Origin of the sequence: Falsihalocynthiibacter sp. S25ZX9, assembly GCF_041205405.1 — a bacterium.
Taxonomy (GTDB): domain Bacteria; phylum Pseudomonadota; class Alphaproteobacteria; order Rhodobacterales; family Rhodobacteraceae; genus Falsihalocynthiibacter; species Falsihalocynthiibacter arcticus.
On record NZ_JBGFCD010000014.1, the window covers coordinates 62,830 to 82,283 of the forward strand.

Annotated in this window: 10 protein-coding genes, 1 tRNA gene and 1 pseudogene; 6 read left to right on the top strand and 6 right to left on the bottom strand. The window is 51.8% G+C overall.

What is annotated here, in order from left to right; all coding sequences use genetic code 11:
• Positions 1 to 131: 131 nt before the first annotated feature.
• The 5 genes from AB9F29_RS15665 (at position 132) to AB9F29_RS15685 (ending at position 7,916) form a co-directional block, all read left to right on the top strand.
• Positions 132 to 2,372, top strand: a complete 2,241-nt coding sequence (locus AB9F29_RS15665; RefSeq protein ID WP_369756358.1) for a glycosyltransferase family 2 protein — start codon at positions 132 to 134, stop codon at positions 2,370 to 2,372.
• Between the two features lie 42 nt (positions 2,373 to 2,414).
• A complete protein-coding gene (locus AB9F29_RS15670) occupies positions 2,415 to 3,353 on the top strand; it encodes a phosphoadenosine phosphosulfate reductase (protein ID WP_369756359.1) in 939 nt (312 codons plus the stop codon).
• Between the two features lie 140 nt (positions 3,354 to 3,493).
• A complete protein-coding gene (locus AB9F29_RS15675) occupies positions 3,494 to 6,301 on the top strand; it encodes a molybdopterin oxidoreductase family protein (protein ID WP_369756360.1) in 2,808 nt (935 codons plus the stop codon).
• Positions 6,298 to 7,047, top strand: a complete 750-nt coding sequence (locus tag AB9F29_RS15680) for a 4Fe-4S dicluster domain-containing protein (protein WP_369756361.1) — start codon at positions 6,298 to 6,300, stop codon at positions 7,045 to 7,047. The genes AB9F29_RS15675 and AB9F29_RS15680 overlap by 4 nt, the downstream gene beginning before the upstream one ends.
• Positions 7,044 to 7,916: a dimethyl sulfoxide reductase anchor subunit family protein gene (locus tag AB9F29_RS15685; RefSeq protein ID WP_369756362.1), complete on the top strand. Its 873-nt coding sequence runs from the start codon at positions 7,044 to 7,046 to the stop codon at positions 7,914 to 7,916. Before AB9F29_RS15680 ends, AB9F29_RS15685 begins: the two co-directional genes overlap by 4 nt.
• An 81-nt stretch (positions 7,917 to 7,997) precedes the next feature.
• On the opposite strand, the gene AB9F29_RS15690 is transcribed toward AB9F29_RS15685, so the two are convergent.
• The 4 genes from AB9F29_RS15690 to AB9F29_RS15705 all read right to left on the bottom strand — a co-directional run bounded on the left by AB9F29_RS15690 (position 7,998) and on the right by AB9F29_RS15705 (position 13,451).
• Positions 7,998 to 8,462, bottom strand: a complete 465-nt coding sequence (locus AB9F29_RS15690; RefSeq protein WP_335586015.1) for a potassium channel family protein — start codon at positions 8,460 to 8,462, stop codon at positions 7,998 to 8,000.
• Between the two features lie 167 nt (positions 8,463 to 8,629).
• Positions 8,630 to 10,339: a hydantoinase B/oxoprolinase family protein gene (locus AB9F29_RS15695; protein ID WP_335586014.1), complete on the bottom strand. Its 1,710-nt coding sequence runs from the start codon at positions 10,337 to 10,339 to the stop codon at positions 8,630 to 8,632.
• 4 nt (positions 10,340 to 10,343) lie between these two features.
• The gene (locus AB9F29_RS15700) at positions 10,344 to 12,422 is read right to left on the bottom strand and encodes a hydantoinase/oxoprolinase family protein (protein ID WP_369756363.1); all 2,079 of its coding nucleotides are present in this window, start codon (positions 12,420 to 12,422) and stop codon (positions 10,344 to 10,346) included.
• Between the two features lie 117 nt (positions 12,423 to 12,539).
• Positions 12,540 to 13,451, bottom strand: coding sequence for a LysR family transcriptional regulator (locus AB9F29_RS15705; RefSeq protein WP_369756364.1), 912 nt, complete (start codon positions 13,449 to 13,451; stop codon positions 12,540 to 12,542).
• Between the two features lie 210 nt (positions 13,452 to 13,661).
• On the opposite strand from AB9F29_RS15705, the gene AB9F29_RS15710 reads away from it, so the two are divergent.
• Positions 13,662 to 16,646, top strand: a complete 2,985-nt coding sequence (locus AB9F29_RS15710; RefSeq protein ID WP_369756365.1) for a methyl-accepting chemotaxis protein — start codon at positions 13,662 to 13,664, stop codon at positions 16,644 to 16,646.
• Between the two features lie 893 nt (positions 16,647 to 17,539).
• On the opposite strand, the pseudogene AB9F29_RS15715 reads toward AB9F29_RS15710, so the two are convergent.
• Together AB9F29_RS15715 and AB9F29_RS15720 are read right to left on the bottom strand one after the other, a co-directional pair.
• Positions 17,540 to 18,752, bottom strand: a pseudogene (locus AB9F29_RS15715) (IS3 family transposase).
• Between the two features lie 548 nt (positions 18,753 to 19,300).
• Positions 19,301 to 19,377 (bottom strand) — tRNA-Arg (locus AB9F29_RS15720).
• Positions 19,378 to 19,454: the final 77 nt, after the last annotated feature.

Genomic DNA, 19,454 nt, shown 5'->3' on the forward strand with positions numbered 1-19,454 from the left:
AGAATATGGGCGGTGGACCAAGCTGTTACCGATTTGTTAGACTTGTTGCATATAGAGTTTGCCTGCATCAAACCGCAGGTTATCTAGCAAGCTGGGCCAAAGCCCCAAGCGCAATCGAAGACGGGCAAAACATGAGTGTTTTTCATCAACGCAGTCTTTTGGGCTGCCAAGCTGGCAGTGTCACACTGCTGGATGCCGTCTCAATTGACATGGTCGACGGACAGGAACTGCGTTTCTATTTTCAATCCGGCACGCCCGTTGAAATGATCGCGCCCCTCAAGGACTATCGCTTTAAATCCAACCGCAGCATCGGTGGCGGCCTATTGTCGATTGCCCAGGCCCCCAAAAGCCTCACGAACCCGCCGCTTCCCCTTATCGGCCAGCGCTTGCCTGTGACCCCCAACAAACCCGAACCAGAGCTTTTCGCAGGCCTCAATACCATCATGGCACAGCGCAATGGGGAGAGCGCCGACACGGTTTTGGCCTGGCTCGAGTATCACGTCACAGTCCATGGCGCAGAAGGTGTGATTATACTAGATCGCGCGGAACCAGAGACGGATGATAGCTTTGCCAATAAGCTTGAAAACAATCCTGTTGCAGGTTTAAAATCCCTTGTTTTGGTAAACAGCCCCGTGCCCCTTGGCGCGAAAAACCTGCCTGATGAGGGCCATGCTTTTAATGCCCCCGACGCTCCCGGTAAGGACCGAATGGAAATCCCACCGGCCGATCCATGGCGTGCGCCTCTTGGGGATATGCTGATTTATGAGCTTTTGAAAACTCGCTTCCTGTCACAGGCCCACGCGGTGGTAAGCCTTGAATGCTATGACATGCTCGCGCCGATCCCTGACAGAACCATTTTTGATGCGGTTCAAAAGAGTGAAACAGGGGCGCTCCTGTTGCTTGGACAACGCTGTTATCCTTGGCGATTGCGCAAAGGGACGAAACCAAGTTTTGGCGACCATATCTGTCGGCAATTTGATGCACAAAAGGCCAATCGCCGCTGGGCGATTGACTTGTCGCGCATTGGGATTGATCGAATTTGGCGCCTCGCGCGGGTTGTCGGCGCGGAGGCCGCACCACAGGATACTGCACAGTTTTACCGCTGTATGGCCCTGCGGCATCATTGTAAAACTGTCAGTGAAATTGTCCCCAAAACCAGCTTGGTTGAAGATGACGCCTTGTTGAAAATTGCCGAGGTGCATTTCAACTACAAGCCAGTTCGTGTCCCCGAACAAAAAGCCCCGAAAACAGTTCACACCAACTCTTCGGCGATTGTCACCACGATGAAAAACGAAGGCCCGTTTATTTTGGAATGGGTTGCATATCACAAATCCATTGGCGTCGATGAACTGCTCGTTTACACCAATGATTGCGACGATGGCACCGATACTTTGCTCGACGTTCTACAGGAAAAAGGCGAGCTTCAGCACCGCGATAATCCTTTTAAGGAAAGCGGCCTAAAGCCTCAACATGCAGCCCTTCAGGCCGCAGAATCCGAGCCGCAAATCAAAAACGCCGATTGGGTGACCTGTATCGACGTCGATGAATTTATTACAATCCATGCTGGGAAAGGCAAGCTCGCGGATCTTTTTCATGCCGTCAAAGATGCGAACATGATTTCAATGACTTGGCGGCTTTTTGGCAACGACAACGTGCATGAATTCAAGGACGGTTTCATCACAGAACAGTTCAATTCCTGTGCGCCAGAATATATTCGAAAACCGCATCAAGCATGGGGCTTCAAGACGTTGTTCCGCACCATTGGGATTTTCAAAAAACTTGGCGTACATCGCCCCAAGGGGTTGCGGCCACAGCTTTGGGAACAGATCAAGTGGGTCAATGGCTCAGGCGCGCCCCTCCCCAGTAAAATGTTCCGCAACGGGTGGCGCAGCACACCTGACACCTATGGCTATGATCTTGTGACGCTCAACCATTATGCGGTGAGGTCCGCCGAGAGTTTCCTTGTGAAACGGGATCGCGGGCGGGTCAATCACGTGGACCGCGACCAAGGGCTTGCCTATTGGTTTCGTATGAACAACAACGCTGAACACAACACCCAAATCCATCGAAATTTACCCGCCGCCAAGGCCGAGTTTGATCGGCTTATGGCCGACCCAAATATCCGCGCCGCGCATGAATTCTCCGTGCAAAGGCATCGCGAGAAAATCGATGCTTTGCGCGCGACCGACAACTATGCAAAATTTTACCAAGAGTTGACTGGGGAGCGCATGCAGAGAATGTCAGAAATGCATGCGTACTTCGGGGCCAATGTCTTCCTTTCGGGGCCAGAAGTTGTGCCGGATAACATCGTCATGCAAGATCACCCCGAAGACTTCTTTTTTACCGTCGAAAAAGGCGAAACAGTGCACTAGCGCCTGTCAGAAAGTTTAAAAATGGCCCCCAAAGCGAAAACAATGCCCGAGGAAGCAGACACGGTAGCCCTGGCACAGGTGGACAAATCCGACATGAGTCGCAAGGATTGGCGCGCACATATGAAAGCCATGGGGGATGCCGAGGGATTTTACGAAGACATCGGAGACGAGCATACCGCGCTTTTTGTACGACGTGGCGCGACCCTCATTGTAACCTTCGAAAACTTAGATCACGTCTATGAAAACTCCGAGTCCCGTATGCCTTGGGGTTTCAATTTTGTCGAAGACCGTGGCTGGTCATTCCTTGGGATGATGGCGCACACATGGTCGTGGTATCGCGACGAATCCGTATATGATTTTTTTGACCGTTTGCGCGACGAAAGTTTCTTTGAAGGTTTTGATAAGGTTGTGTTTTATGGCGCTTCGATGGGGGCCTATGCCGCCTGTGCCTTCAGTGCAGCCGCACCAAAATCCACGGTCATCGCCATAAGCCCGCAGGCCACACTCGACCGCCAAATCGCAAGCTGGGAAACGCGCTACAAAAAGGCATGGCGGCGCGATTACACCACACGCTATGGCTATGCGCCGGAAATGACTTCAGCCGCCGAAAGTGTCTATTTATTCTACGATCCCACTGAAGCCTTAGACGCGATGCATGCGAGCCTTTTCCAAGGCCCGAATGTGCAGAAATTTAAATGCCGATACTTGGGGCATCGGATCGCAAGCTTTTGGATTTCTCTCGGCTTGTTGAAACCTATCATTCAGGATTGTGTCGATGGCACCCTAACGGAACCGAAGTTCTATGAGAGAATGCGCGCGCGCCGAGAGAGCATGCGGTACAAACGTGAATTGCTGGGCCGTGTGCAGTCTCGTGGGCGGCACGATCTGGTTGTGCGCCTGTGTGAATATGTTCTCGCACAAAATCGAGGGCCAAAATTTCGCCAAGCGTTGAAGGCGGCGAAGGCAAAACTAAAAATTTAACCAGATCTGGCGGCACATCTATTCTATTTGCATCTGCCAATTCGGAACTATTTTCCCGCTTAACTCAAACAATTGGGAAATAATCTTCCCTTCTTGGTGAAATTCAATTCTATTGATTTTCAGCTATGGAGGTATTCTCGATGACCCATCAACCCCAAATTGACACATCTCCAAAAGTCTCAGACGAAGTCCGCAAAACAACCTGCTACATGTGCGCTTGCCGCTGCGGGATTAACGTCCACATGAAAGACGGAAAAGTCGCCTATATTGAGGGCAACCGCGACCACCCCGTCAACAAAGGGGTCCTTTGCGCCAAAGGGTCGGCTGGGATCATGCAAATTAACGCCCCATCGCGCCTACGCGCCCCCCTCAAACGGGTTGGGCCGCGCGGATCTGGCGAATTCGAAGAGATCAGTTGGGACGAAGCCCTAGAAATCGCAACAAAACGCCTTGGGAAAATCCGCAAAGACGCACCGGAGAAACTGGCGTTTTTTACAGGCCGCGATCAGTCCCAGAGCTTTACCTCCTTTTGGGCACAGGCTTATGGCACCCCAAATTACGCGGCCCACGGTGGTTTTTGTTCCGTTAATATGGCGACTGCAGGCATCTATACTATTGGGGGTGCGTTTTGGGAGTTTGGCCAACCCGATTGGGACCATACCAAAATGTTCATGCTTTTTGGTGTGGCCGAGGATCATGACAGCAACCCGCTCAAAATAGGCCTTGGGAAGCTGAAGAAACGAGGTGCGAAGGTCATTGGCGTCAATCCCATCCGTTCTGGATACAACGCGATTGCCGACGAATGGATTGGCATCACTCCGGGCACGGATGGCCTGTTCATCATGTCCCTTATCCGCGAATTGCTGATGGCTGGAAAGATCGACCTACACTATCTCGCGCAATATACGAACGCGCCGATGTTGTTGAATTGTGATCCGAAATCCGCTGAGTTTGGCTTGCTGATGCGCAACGGAAACGGAAAAATGTTGGTTATTGATCGTGCCACAAAAAAACCGACCGCCTTCGATAAGCAAGGTGTTCAACCCGATCTTTCCGCCACCTATCGTAAGTCTGGCATTACCCATCACCCCGTATTCCACCGATTGGCCGAAACCTATATGGTCGACGAATATGCTCCTGAGAATGTAACGGAACGTTGCGGGATACCTGCGGAAACTATCCGCAGGATTGCCGCCGAATTGGCCCATGTAGCCTTTGAAGAGGCAATCACCCTCCCCATTGCATGGACTGATTTTAGAGGTGAAAAACATAGCGAAATGATCGGTCGCCCCGTCTCGTTTCATGCCATGCGGGGTATTTCGGCCCATGCCAATGGCTTCCAGACGTGTCGCGCCCTCCACATCTTGCAAATCATCTTGGGAAGCGTTGAAGTACCGGGAGGCTTTCGCTTCAAGCCCCCCTACCCCAAGCCCTTCGAGGCGCATCCCAAGCCACATTGCAACGCGAAACCAGATGCGCCCCTTGATGGCCCGCACCTCGGTTTTGTCCATGGGCCAGAAGATCTCGCGCTGCGCCCCGACGGGAGTGCCGCCCGCATTGATAAAGCCTTCACGTGGGAAAATCCAATGTCTTCTCATGGCCTTATGCATATGGTCATTTCAAACGCCCACGCGGGCGACCCCTACAAAATTGACACGCTCTTCTTGTACATGGCTAATATGGCGTGGAATTCGTCGATGAACACAAGTGGCGTCATTAAGATGCTGACGGACACGGACGAGAACGGCGATTACGTCATACCCAACATCATTTATTCCGATGCTTATTCGAGCGAAATGGTCGCCTATGCCGACCTCATTTTGCCCGATACAACCTACCTTGAGCGCCACGATTGCATCTCGCTTTTGGACCGTCCCATAAGCGAAGCGGACGCGGCGGCAGATGCCATTCGGTGGCCTGTTATCGAACCTGATCGCGATGTGCGCGGATTTCAATCGGTCCTCTGTGATTTGGGCGCACGCCTTGGATTGCCAAATTTCGTCAACGAGGACGGGAGCCAGAAATTCGCCGATTACGCCGACTATATCGTTAATCACGAACGCAAACCGGGCATTGGCCCGCTGTCGGGATTCCGTGGCGACGGTACGCAACAGGGTCGTGGTGCCGTTAATCCAGCGCAACTTGATCGTTATATTGAAAACGGCGGTTTTTCGGTCACGCATATTCCCAAATCCGCCTCCTACTACAAACCATGGAACACAGAATACCAAGACTGGGCGGTTGGGATGGGCATCTTTGACAGCCCGCAACCCTATCTGTTTTCGCTCTATTCCGAACCCATGCGCCGCTTCCAATTGGCCGCCGAAGGGCACGGCGAGCGTCAACCGCCCGAACATCTGCGGCAACAAGTACACAATGCGATGCAACCCCTTCCCACGTGGACCGAATCCGCAAAAAACGACGATCAATATCCCATCCATGCCCTCACGCAACGCCCAATGGCTATGTACCACAGCTGGGGGTCGCAAAACGCATGGTTGCGTCAGATTCATGGGCGTAACCCATTGTATCTACCCACAAAAATATGGGCGAAACATGGATTTTCTGAGGGAGATTGGGCGTGTGTCACCTCCCCCCATGGCGAGATTATAGTGCCCGTGGCGCTCCATGCGGCCCTCAATGAGCACACGATTTGGACATGGAATGCGATTGGTAAGCGGAAGGGCACTTGGGCATTGGATGAAAATGCGCCGGAGGCAACCAATGGGTTTTTGCTCAACCATTTGATCCACGAACTACTGCCTCCCAAAGGGGACGGACTTCGCTGGGCGAATTCTGACCCCGTCACCGGCCAAGCCGCGTGGTTTGACCTGAAAGTTCGGTTGAAAAAAAACGCGCCACCTCAAAACGCGCAGCCCGCCTTTCCACCGATAAAGTCCCCTGTTGGACAAGGCCCGAAAAACCTAACGTGGAAGGTGGGGAAATGACCGCATTACCGCAGAAAACCGAGCGCAAACTTGGCCTCGTAATAGACCTTGATACCTGTGTCGGGTGCCACGCTTGCGTCATATCATGCAAAGGGTGGAACACCGAAAACTACGGCGCGCCTCTGTCCGACCAAGACGCCTATGGCGCAGATCCCCAAGGAACGTTCCTCAATCGAGTGCACACTTTCGAGGTACAGCCCGAAGTTGGCACCGCAAAAACCGTACATTTCCCTAAGTCCTGCCTGCACTGCGAGGATGCACCCTGTGTCACGGTTTGTCCAACAGGTGCGAGCTACAAGCGCGTGGAGGATGGCATCGTTTTGGTCAATGAGGACTCCTGTATCGGATGTGGCCTTTGCGCGTGGGCCTGCCCCTATGGCGCACGCGAACTCGACAAAGCGGCGGGTGTAATGAAAAAATGCACGCTCTGTGTCGATCGAATTTACAATGAAAACCTTCCCGAGGAAGACCGCGAACCCGCATGTGTGCGCACCTGCCCCGCAGGCGCACGGCATTTCGGGGATTTCGCCGATGAAACCAGCGCCGTAAGCCAACTTGTGACTGAGCGGGGTGGGTTCGACCTCATGCCGGAAATGGGCACAAAACCCGTCAACAAATACCTCCCTCCTCGACCAAAAGACACCGGTACGGAAATCGATATCCTAGCTCCGTTCCTTACGCCGATTGCCCAAGAGCCCAGAGGTTTTCTAGGCTGGCTTGATAAAACACTGGAGAAACTCGGATGAATCCTGCCCCCTCAGTGATCCTTTTCACTGCTTTTTCGGGCCTCGGTTTTGGTCTTCTGACATTTTTGGGCTTCGGCGTGCCTGCGGTTACGGGCTGGATCGCATTCGTGTTTTACTTCATCGCCTATGCGCTCGCGGTGGGAGGGCTTGTGGCCTCGACATTTCACCTCGGCAATCCAAAGAACGCGTTAAAGGCCTTTTCCCAATGGCGGACAAGTTGGCTTTCACGCGAAGGAATCTTGGCGGTGAGCGCCCTAGGGACGATGGGGGTTTATGCCATTGGCGCGATATTTCTCGGCCAACTTTGGTCAACTTTGGGAGTAATAGGTGCCCTTTTGTCGATCACAACAGTCTTTTCAACATCCATGATCTACGCTCAGCTCGCGACGGTTCCCCGGTGGAATCATCCAATTACAACGCTGTTATTTTTGGCGCTTTCCCTGTCGGGGGGGGCTTTGCTGGCTGGAAGAATTAGCCTCGCGATCCCCCTGCTTCTCGCCGCAGGAGGTGTACAAATCACCGCTTGGATTCTCGGAGATGCCCGCTTCGCGCAGCGCGGTACAACGCTGGAAACAGCCACAGGTCTTGGATTTCTCGGCAAAGTTCGTCTTTTTGAATCCCCTCATACGGGTGGGAACTATCTCCTCAACGAGATGGTATATGTCGTTGGGCGCAAGCACGCACAGCGATTACGGGTCATCGCAGTTTTATGGTTTTCGGTCATCCCTGCAGTTTTGCTTACACTCTCTCACAGTCACATTGCTGCGCTATTTGCAGTGATTTTTCACGTTGCCGGAGTGCTTGCGGCGCGCTGGCTCTTTTTCGCAGAAGCCGAGCACGTTGTTGGACTGTATTACGGCAAAAGGTAACTTGTTTGGCCGCGCGTCCCTGTGGGCATCACCACCTAGAGCCAGTTGGAAATGGCAATGGGTACCCAACAGGCAACGCGATCAAGGCTGTTTTTTACTAAGGATTGCAACGTCGAGTACGGGTGAAAGCGAAAGTACGTGTGAAACCAAACCTACAAGGAAAGCGGTGCTAATCCCAAACGTGAGCAAGCCCGTAACTGCCGCAAACGCTGCAAAAACGCGATGCTCCGGCCCTAAGGTGATATCCCCATAGCCAAGGGTTGTAAAAGTCACGAGGGAAAAATAGACCGAGGTTGGCCAGTCGGAAAAGGCACCGATATAGATAAAGCTGATCGCCCAAATCCACACCTGAAGCGTGAGGGAAAAGACCACCATTACAAAGGTTACGCCAACAAAAATTGGTAACCGCCAAGAGTAACTCAAGTTCTCAATGCGTTTGGAAAAATGCGGGATTGCATCAACACTTTTTGACACAAGGACAACATGTAGAATTGCACAGAGGCTCAGTAGCCCAGTGCCCGAAAGTATTTGTCCCGTAAGTTCCATTGTAGTCCCACATTATTGAAGCCAAACATTATGGCGTAATTCTCTGGGTCGCAATCCTGTTCCCGCTACTGCCTAGCACGTTAAAACCGCCCTTTGCACATCAAAAAGGCCTGTGGCCGATTAAAAGCAGTTGGGTATTTGCCATGTGGTCAATGCCCCTTTACGCCTCAGACGACTTCGCCTTTACGCACTGCGGCTTCGACAGATGCGATATCTTCAGCGCATAAGTTATAATCTTTGGTTGCGGTTTCATTCGAGATGTACCCAAGGGCGAGGTCGCGCATCACTTGGGCTTTTGACCGCTCGTCGGGGTTTCCGTACCCCGCGCCACCGGGGAAGGCCATCATCACTTTGCGCCCATGCGGTACAAACTGCTTGCCTTTGCCTTTCATCTTGCTCCCATCATCTTGGCCAATGGTTGTCGCAGCCCCCGAGCCGCCACCGCGGCGGCCGCGCGCCGGATGATCGACCCGATCCAGCATGGCTTGGAAATCAAACTCATAGCCTTCCTGCGCGCCCACGACCATGTATTGCCCCAAGCCGCCCCGTTGTTTCCCTGCGCCACCGGAGTCCGGACGCAATTCTTTGCGCCAAATAATCACCGGCCCCGCGTGTTCAGTAGCCTCTACAGGCATCGTCATCACGCCCGACGGAAAAGCTGTGGCATTGAGGCCATCATGTCCGGGCCGCGCGCCAGACCCACCAGAGTTGAAGGTAAGCACTTCGGAACGGACCGCGCCAGCCGGAGCAGGCGCGTCCATGCGTGGACGCAGCGAAACTTGGAAATTGCACAAACAGCCCGCCCCCTCCGCGGGGACAACGTTGGGCAAAATTTTGTCCAACGCGTTGTAAACCGTATCTGGTACAAAATGCCCAACGATATGCCGCAAGGCCACTGGCGCAGGATGTAGCGCGTTGACGATGCAGTTCTCCGGCGCTTTGATTTCGAACGGGGCTAGAGAAGCCGCGTTGTTCGGAATTTCTGGTGCAATCGCACATTTCAGCGCGTAGCACGCATAGGCCTTGGCATAGACCAACGGACAGTTGATGCCTTTGCGGTCCAACCCAGAGGTGCCCTCAAAGTCAGAAATAATGCGGTCCGCTTCAATCGTGAGTTTGACCTTGAGAGTGATCGGATCGCTAAACCCGTCCACGGTCATTTCGCCCGTAGCCGACTGTCGCGGCAGGGCTGAAATCCGTTCAATCGTTGCGCGACGTGAATTCTCAAGGATAAAGGTTGCAATACCGTCAAGGTCGCTCAGTTCGAATTCCGTCATCATGTCGATCAGGCGGCGGTGGCCAATTTCATTGCAAGCGGCCAAAGCATAGACGTCGCCAATAATCTGATCGGGTTCGCGCACATTGCCGCGAATAATCGACACAAGCGTTTTGTCCACTTCACCCGCAGCCGCGAATTTCATGATCGGAATATAGAGACCTTCCTCATAGACAGATGCAGCATCTGCGCCGAGCCCGCGTCCGCCGATATCAACGACGTGCGCTGTACAAGCAAAGAAACCGACCAACAGCCCGTTGCAAAAGGAGGGCGTGACCATCGTGATGTCATGCAGGTGGCCCGTGCCTTGCCAAGGGTCGTTGGTAAGGTAGATATCGCCTTCGAAAATGTTCTGGCGTCCGATTTTGCGGATGAAATGTGCAACGGCGTCGGCCATTGCATTTACGTGACCGGGTGTGCCGGTAACCGCCTGCGCAAGCATCTGTCCATGTGTGTCATAAACGCCCGCTGACAGGTCGCCCGCTTCTCGCACCGAAGTTGAGAACGCCGTCCGAACCAATGCTTGCGCCTGCTCTTCCACGATGGAAATCATGCGGTTCCACATGACTTGGTAGGCGACGTTGGAGTGTTGTTTTGCCATGGGTTCAGCCTTTCACGATAACGTCGATACAGCCATCAGGCTGGCGAATTGCGCGGCGGGACGCCGGAACAATAATGGTGGTTTCATCCTCGGTAATGGCTGCGGGGCCTTGGGCCTCCTGCCCCTCTCCCATATCACTCCGCATAACGACGGCGCTGTCGATAAATGCAGCTTGTGCGGGATCAAATATGCGCCGTCGGCCAACGATGGGCGCGTCCCCTTTACGCGAGGCCGTGGCCACACGCGCGACCTGTTCAGGGGGAGTCGTCGCGTTGACCGACCACACCGTGATTTCGACATCCAAACCTTCGACTGTGCGGCCAAACAGTTTGGTATAATCTTCCTCAAACAAACGTTCAAACGTGGCCATATCTGGATTGGCTGCTTGTTCCGCCGTCAACATGATTGGGATTTCCCAGCCCTGCCCTGTATAGCGCATATAGGCTTTGAACTCGGGCAAGATCGTCGCGTCGGCATCGCAGTTGCGCACAAAACCTGTAGCTTCAGATTGCAACTCCTCAAGCAGGGATTTGATCCGCCCTCCATCGAAATTCGACAATTTCATATAGACGGAGCGGTTCGCTTCAAAACTAAAGGGTGCGCGCAGAAATCCAATGGCAGATCCAACACCCGCACCAGGTGGCACCAAAAGGCGCTCAACGCCCAGCTTTTCACACAGGCGCCCCGCGTGAAGTGGCGCGGCGCCGCCAAAAGCAATCATCGTATATTCGCTCAGGTCTTCGCCATTTTCAACCGCATGTACCCGCGCGGCATTGGCCATGTTTTCATCGACAACTTCGGCAAGGCCAAAAGCGGCGGTGGCGGCATCCATATCGAGCACAGAACCCAATACTTCCATCAAGGCGCCCTCGGAGCCATTGACGTCGAGCTTAAACGATCCGCCGGCAAAGTTGTTTGGGTCCAGCTTGCCCAACACAAGGTCGGCATCCGTTACCGCAGGCTTGGCTCCCCCGCGACCATAGCAAGCAGGTCCGGGTTCTGATCCAGCGCTTTCAGGCCCCACGCGGATTTGGCGCATGCTGTCCACATGAGCGAGCGACCCCCCCCCCGCGCCAATTTCGACCATATCAATCACTGGAATCGAAATCGGCATACCCGATCCCTTTTTGAACCGATAAGTTCGCGCAACTTCAAAAACGCGCGAGGTCTTGGGCGTTTGATTTTTGATGAGACAGATTTTGGCCGTTGTGCCGCCCATATCGAACGACAACACCTTATCCAGACCGTATCCCGCCGCAATATGCGCGGCAAAAACGGCCCCACCCGCAGGGCCAGATTCGACCAATCGCACAGGGAAGTCAGCCGCATTTTCAATGGAAATAATCCCACCGCCCGAGTGCATCAGGAAGATGTTGCAATCCACCCCTTCGCTGCGCAAACGCCCCTCGAGGCGCCCCAAATAGGACTTCATGAGCGGCTTAATATAGGCGTTCGCCACAACGGTATTGAACCGCTCATATTCACGCATTTGCGGGGACACTTCGGACGAGATCGACACCATGACATGCGGCATCTTCTCAACCAACACATCGCGCACCATCTTCTCGTGAGCGTCATTTAAATACGAATGCATCAAGCCAACCGCAACGCTTTCGTACCCTGCCTCAATAATCTGGTCGACAAGGGCTTCAACTTCGGATCGATCAAGCGGGATCAACACCTCGCCACGGGCGTCCACGCGCTCCTCAACCGTATAGCGCATTTGGCGCGGCAGGAGAGGCTCGGGTAGGCACAGATTCAGATCATATTGTTCAAACCGAGACTCGGTGCGCATTTCGATGACGTCGCGAAAGCCCTGTGTCGTAATCAGCGCAGTCTTGGCACCCCGTCGTTCAATCAGCGCATTGGTGGCCAGAGTGGTGCCGTGAATGATTTGCCCAATATCAGCGGGGGCAATGCCCGCCTTTTTGCACACTTGATGCAACCCGTCGATAATCGCGTTTTCGGGGGCAGTATAGGTTGTCAAAACCTTGGCCGAAAACTGTTGCCCAGCCTTCTCAAGAACGACATCCGTGAACGTACCGCCAATATCGACGCCCAGCCGGTTTGATGATTTTAGCATACTATGACCCCATATATTTTATGGGAGGATATGACCCAACAATAGATAGTTGCAAATTATTTAATTCTATACGGGTGATAGATTTTATTTATCCTAGGCCGCTTTTTGGCGACCATGTCATCCCCTCTGGAATTTCGCAGCACATTCTGCCGCTATTTCGGCGGCATGCCGCACAAACCGCGTGGCTTTCTCGGCATGGAATCGCGCTGCAAACTTCAACGGGCTAGGACGCCAAGAATAGTGGATTTCCACCAGCGTTTCCTCCGCTAACTGTGCTGCCACCACAGACCTCGGCAAAACTGCAATCCCCATACCGTCCAATGCCATGTGCACCGCCGCCGCCATACTGTTTGATGGCGCGAGCCGCATCGCATCGCCCGCGGATTTACCGTATCTTTCCGTCAACTCAAGATAGGCTTGCGTTTGGCGTGTATGTGTCAAAATCGGGTGCTTCATTAAGGCTTTTCGAGAAATATCACCCGCTCCGATTTGGCGCGCGACATCGACATTTGCAACCCAGACGTACTCATAACTTCCCAATTCAATACTCCCACTCACCGGCGCCGCGAAGGGTTCCGACTGAATGGCAAGATCAAGCGATCCAGCGGACAATTCCTTGTCCAATTGCCACGATAGATCGACCGTAAGCTCAACCGAGACATTGGGATAGGCTTCCTTCATACGCACCATATAGGGGCGCAACCACGTCGCTGCGATAAGCTCCGTCACCCCAAGCCGCAACCGGTTGTTAACCAAATCGGGACGCGATGCGATATCGACTAACTTTTCCGATTCACGCAAAATTTCACGTGCCTGCTTTAGGAAAACCGCCCCCTTTGCAGTCATTCGAACTGAGCCGGCATCCCGCAACATCAAACTGATTCCAAAAGACTGCTCAAGACCGGCAATACGAGAAGAAATATTCGGTTGCGTGGTATTCAAATGATGTGCTGCCTTTCGAAAACTACCCAGATCGGCAACCCAAACCAAGGCTTCGAGTTGTTTGAGATTAAGAATACTTCCGATCATGTTCATCGCCGCAAATTATGTGAATTTGTATGTGCATCAGTGTGCGGAGACCAACCAATGAAGTCAAAGCGCAAAAACAATCGCCTGAATGGAAGGTTGATAAAATTGTATCTAAGAACCGGTCCCACACCAGAAACGTTATCTTTTTTTTTAAATTTTGCCGTCAAGTTGACCCAAATTCACATGCAACTTTAAACTACGAGGCAAAAAATGCAGTTCTTTGGGAATATTCCTTTTTCAATTAAGCTCCCTCTAGTTTTCTCGACTTTGACTCTGATCGGCCTCGCAACCACTGGCATTACAGCCTACTCAGGCGCGCGCGATATTTTGAGTGAACAGGCCCAAGTCCGCCTTTCAGCCACGCTGCAAACACGTGGAAACGGGTTGTTGGACTGGTACGAAGGGGTCGAAAAGGAACTGCTCTCGCAAACGAGTGGGCCAACGACGCAAACGGCAACAAAGGACCTTGTTTTAGCCTTTTCACAGATAGAAGGCAGCCCACAATCTTTCCTTCAGAAAATTTATGTGACGAACAATCCAAAGCCCGCGGATGAACGACATTTATTTGACAAGTCATTTGATGGTTCGTTCTATGCTTTTGCCCATGGGCAATATCATCAGTTTTTTCGCGACTTGATGACCTTAGGTGGGCATCAGGACGTCTATTTGTTGGATACCAACGGAAATGTGATTTATTCAGTCCGCAAGGGTAACGATTTTGCTGAGACATTATCAGGGCCCGTTCTCGCCGACAGTGGTCTCGCTGAAGTTTACACTTCCGCTCTTGGCTTAACGAACATGGCCGATGTAGCTTTTAGCGATATCGGTCCATATGGCGCACGCGAAAACTTGGCTTCGAGCTTTGTTGCCGCGCCGATTATTGACCCAAACGGGTTAAAACTTGGCGTACTCGCTTTTCAACTCTCCACCGAAAGCATCGACACTTTAATGAAGCAGCCCATAGGTCTTGGCGAAACCGGAGAAGTTTTCATCGCTGGTGGCGATGGTTTGCTGCGTAGTAATACCCGTTTTTCCGAAACCCCAGACATTCTAAGTGAAGCGCCCCAAACAGACGCGGTTTCAATGGCTCTTGCGGGAGAGACCGGGCGCATCAACGGTGTTCGTGCAAACGGCTTACCCGTGCACACGGCATTCATGGGATTCACTTACAAAAGCATTCAATGGGCACTTGTTGCTGATCAGACGGACTCTGAACTCTTTGCTCCCGCGGCAAGTCTACGCAAGAAGATGATAAGAGATATCTCACTCATTATGACTGGGATCGTCTTGATTTCCATTTTAGTTGCTCGAGGTATTTCGAGGCCGATCATTGCAATTGGGCACTCGATGAAACAAGTAGCAAACCATGACTTATTGAGTGCGATTCCTTTCGCAAATAGGCGCGATGAGATCGGAACAATTGCCCAGAGCCTTGAAAACCTGCGCGAAGACCTCGCGGAGGCCGCGGAAATGCAAGTGGATACGGAATTCAAGGGAGCCGCGTTCTCGGGGTCATCCGTGCCAATGATGATGGTTGATCGCGACCTCATCATCACCCACGTGAACCCCGCCATGTACGGTATGATCAACACTCACTTTTCACACCTAGCCAATATTCAAGATCGCGAAGTTTCGAAAAATACTGTTGGCAAAAGCCTGAGCCAGTTTTACCCGGAAGATATAGACATCCTCACTCAAACGGAGGATCCTTCTAGCCTGCCATATGCCATTGAATTCGACATGTTAGATCGGCGAATTGGGATAAAAATGGGTGGCGTTTTTGGAACGGATAACCATTACAATGGCAACGTAGTTGAATGGCAGGATGTCACCGAAATTCGTGGGAATGAGAGCTTGCTGAACGCTATCGATTCCAATCAAATAACAGCAGAGTTTAGTGTCGAAGGAGCCATCATTTCAACAAACGAAAACTTTATGTCGGCGTTTGGAGAAGCGAGTTATCGCGGGCAATCCTTTAAAACGATAATCGAATTCGACGCTAAAACCGCTGCTGAAACCGAGGATTTCTGGAAAACTCTGGCAGAAGGTAAGTCTGTAATTGGATTGTTTAAAGGAAGAACTGCAATCGATAGAGCGCTTTGGTTAGAGGGGTCGTTCAATCCGGTTCTAAATTCCGACGGAATACCTTTTAAAATTAACCTTATCGCCAGCGATGTTTCCGTTGCTCACACCAACTTGCAGAATTCTCTGGCGCAACGTGCAAGGATTCAAAAGGAGCAGGAAGCTGTTGTTCTGGCGCTCAGCGTGGCGCTAGATAGGCTTTCGGAGGGCGACCTCACCACCAAAATTAGTGATGCGTTTTCGGAAGATCACGAAAAACTCCGCAAGAATTTCAACGCTGCCGTAGAAAACCTTTGCGCGGCAATGACCGCCGTTGCGAGCAATACTGCTTCGATCCGCCACGAGGCCCATGACATCAGTTGTGCAGCAGATGATTTGGCCAAACGAACCGAACAGCAAGCCGCAACCCTTGAGGAAACGGCTTCCTCGCTGGACGCCATGACTCAGAGCGTCCAGTCCACTGCCAATGGTGCGCTCCAAGCGAATGTTGTTGTGGATGCTGCAAAAGGCAAGGCGGAAAACAGCGGATTAGTTGTGGAAAAGACGATCTCAGCCATGAGCGCAATTGCCGAATCGTCAGACAGAATTTCAAGAATATCCAGTGTAATTGACGAAATTGCTTTTCAAACAAATCTGTTAGCACTCAATGCTGGTGTTGAAGCCGCAAGGGCTGGCGAGGCGGGGCGGGGCTTTGCTGTCGTCGCATCGGAAGTTCGTGATCTTTCTCTGCGCTCATCAGACGCTGCAAAACAAATCAACGAAATAATTCTGGAAAGCGCAAACCATGTAAAGCTTGGAGAACAACTCGTTGGCGAAACCGGATCGGCTCTTCGTGAAATTGTTTTGTCTGTTAAAGATATTTCCGCGCATATGGTGGAAATTACAAATTCTTCATCGGAGCAATCATCTGGGCTAGCCGAAATAAACAATTCTATCAACCAGTTAGACCAAGTAACCCAAATGAACGCAGCTATGTTCGAAGAAACCACAGCCGCGAGCCACTCTCTGACATCGGAAGCGGAAAAACTTAATCACTTGGTCTCAAAGTTCTCAATCTCCCACACTATAGGGGAAGCACAATCAAAGGCACTGGCTCGGAAGACTGCCGCCTAGACGAATAAAATTCGTCCTGTAGCGTTGATTCTGTGTCAAATTGCGTAGGAACTAGGGCTCAAATGCGCAACTTGGTCTTGTCGCAGTTTAGTTCCGGTCTCTTTCGGGCAATGTTTGCCATCAATAACAGAACAATGCCTGAACGAGATCACAAGTAAGGCCAAGATGACGCCATCAAGCGCAACGGTCCAAGGAACACAACCGACAAAAGCCATTAGGCGGCCGACCAATCCGACGGCGCCTTTATGGCGCTGTGACACTCGAATGCCAGAACGCACGTATTATCAAAACAGACTTGGCAGCTTTCGAGCGCCACTCCCGAAACAACCGTCTAAAAGTTTGGTATTCACTTCGTGCCTTTTGTGATGAAAAGGGCATGATCGAAATTCGCGTGGCACGGTAAGTTTCCCAAAAAAAAGCAGACCAATCAGACGGTTTCACCCCTTGGACCCGAGACAACTTCGCGGCGTTTCGCGAATACTCGTCCACTGGCACTAAACAGCGAATGGCCCTTGAATTTATGTAAAGAAAATGCGCCGCCTTTGGTGACGCTTGCAACATGGCCAGTGGACAGGCCATCCACATAAAGGGGGCAGAGGGCGTCATTTATGTGGATGGCCCCGATTGGATTGAAGCACCGGACGAACTTACCGCATATCTGGCAGTAGACTCTCAAACTCTTAACAACAGAGCACGGAAAGTCGCATTCACCAAATGCGGCATTTGTGTAGCTCGCCAGGAATTTCTGCAGTGCGTGACAAAGATGATTGCAGTAGAGTAATTTTGGTAAGAACGGCTATTCACCCCATATATAAAAACCCTTACTATGCTGGTGACCTGCTCCCCAAATTCCCTCCAGTTTACGCGGAATCCTTGGGGTCAAATCTGTGACCTTACACGGCCATTTTATCCATCACCTTTCGCTGCAAGAATTCCATTGGTGTCAAGTTTCTCATTGCTGAATGTGGCCTGTGCCAGTTGTAACCCTCCTGCCACTTTTCCAACGTTTCACGAGCTTCGGCTACCGTGCCAAACAATGTCTCATTGAGGCATTCGTCCCTCAGCTTACCGTTGAAGCTTTCGATAAATCCATTCAGTTCCGGCTTTCCAGGGGCGATGTGGTGCCATTCGATTCCAGTATCCTGGACCCATTTGAGGATCGCCATACTGGTAAACTCGGTTATGTTATCTGAAACAATTGTTTTCGGCATTCCGCGTTCAGCAATTACCCGATCCAACTCACGCGTCACTCGCTGGCGCGACATAGATCTGTCGGCGACAAGCACCAAATTCTCTCGGCTGAAGTCATCAAAAATCTTCAGGATGCGAAACCTGTGACCCTCCGTCAGCGCATCCGATACGAAATCTAAACTCCAGCGTTGGTTCAGACCATCCGGCTGCACCATTGGCTATCGCGTACCTAAGGTGCGCTTTCTACAGCCTCTGCGGCGCACCAGTAGATTCTCCTCAATATAAAGGCACCGCAGCTACTTGTGGTTTACCTCAAAACCCTCCCGCGCGACCATCACGTGGATACGCCCCCTCTTATCGCTGCAAGCAGCGACTGCCGGGCAATGGATACCCAAACCTGCGGCACTCACGCGAAACCCGTTTGATAGCATCTCGTAATTCAACGTCACCTCCTCGACGCGACGGGTATCGCATCGAGGATCTATCAACCTGCAAAACATTACACGCCCCCCTCTCATGGTTTGCAAGCAAACCATGAGAGGGGGGCGGACGTTGGCTCACCTGATAGACCTCCATCAATTGAGCCACGGCTTTCCGCCTGACTGCGGGCCTCACCATTTTTTTGAATTGATATCTCGGAGCATCGAATTATCCAGCATTTGCTCGGCAAGTAGCTTCTTCAATTTACCGTTCTCATCTTCAAGCGCGCGCAGTCGCTTCGCGCCCGAAGGCTCCATACCGCCATACTTTGATTTGTATTTATAGAACGTCACCGAACTGCTTCTCAGTCAATGTTAAGCATTAACCTGCCAGCCAATGAATCCCGTGCCGCCGACATACGTCAATGGTCTTCTCACCAGCTTCCTGTTCCTTGCTCGTCGCAATGATCTGTTCGTCCGTGAATCGTGCCTTCATTTTTCCGTCCTTTTGTTGGGCGGACTCTACACAAATTTGGAGGAAATTCAGGGGCTCAGGTCAATTGGAAATGGCTTTAGCCGCGTGGGTCTGTTGATAGCCATTTATCCTAGTGCAAATATTCAAAGCAACGGCAACGTTGGCCAACAGCGTCTAGGGAGTCTGGCATTACATCCGTAGCCTTAACATTGCTCAGCATCGCGAGCGCCCCTTGGAATTGAGAAATGTGAGGGGGGACTAATCTCTCTCGCTTAACATTTGGGACCAGCGGGGATACCAAATTTACACACGGGCAGTTGAAAGGTAAAAAGTCAGACGCCATTGCCGCCGTGTTGCCGGGAATCCTCTAAAGTAGAGATATTCAAACATCTTGTTCGTAGAATTCGCGCCAAAACGAAGGATGTTTCCCCAAAACACTTGTTCAAAAATGGCGTCTAAGGCCGCTACACCGACAGGTGCGCCTATCAAAAGTGTTTAGTTGGGCTAAACAGGGGCTGAAATGCATCTGCTAGTCCAAGAAATTTAATAATAACTATAGTAAGTTTAAGTGGTGCACCCGAGAGGATTCGAACCTCTGACCCCCTGATTCGTAGTCAGGTACTCTATCCAGCTGAGCTACGGGTGCATTAGGGGTGATTTAGCTGTGCCGGCTAAAGTTTGCAAGGGCTAAACATCAAAAACTTGAGCAAATACTGTAAGTGC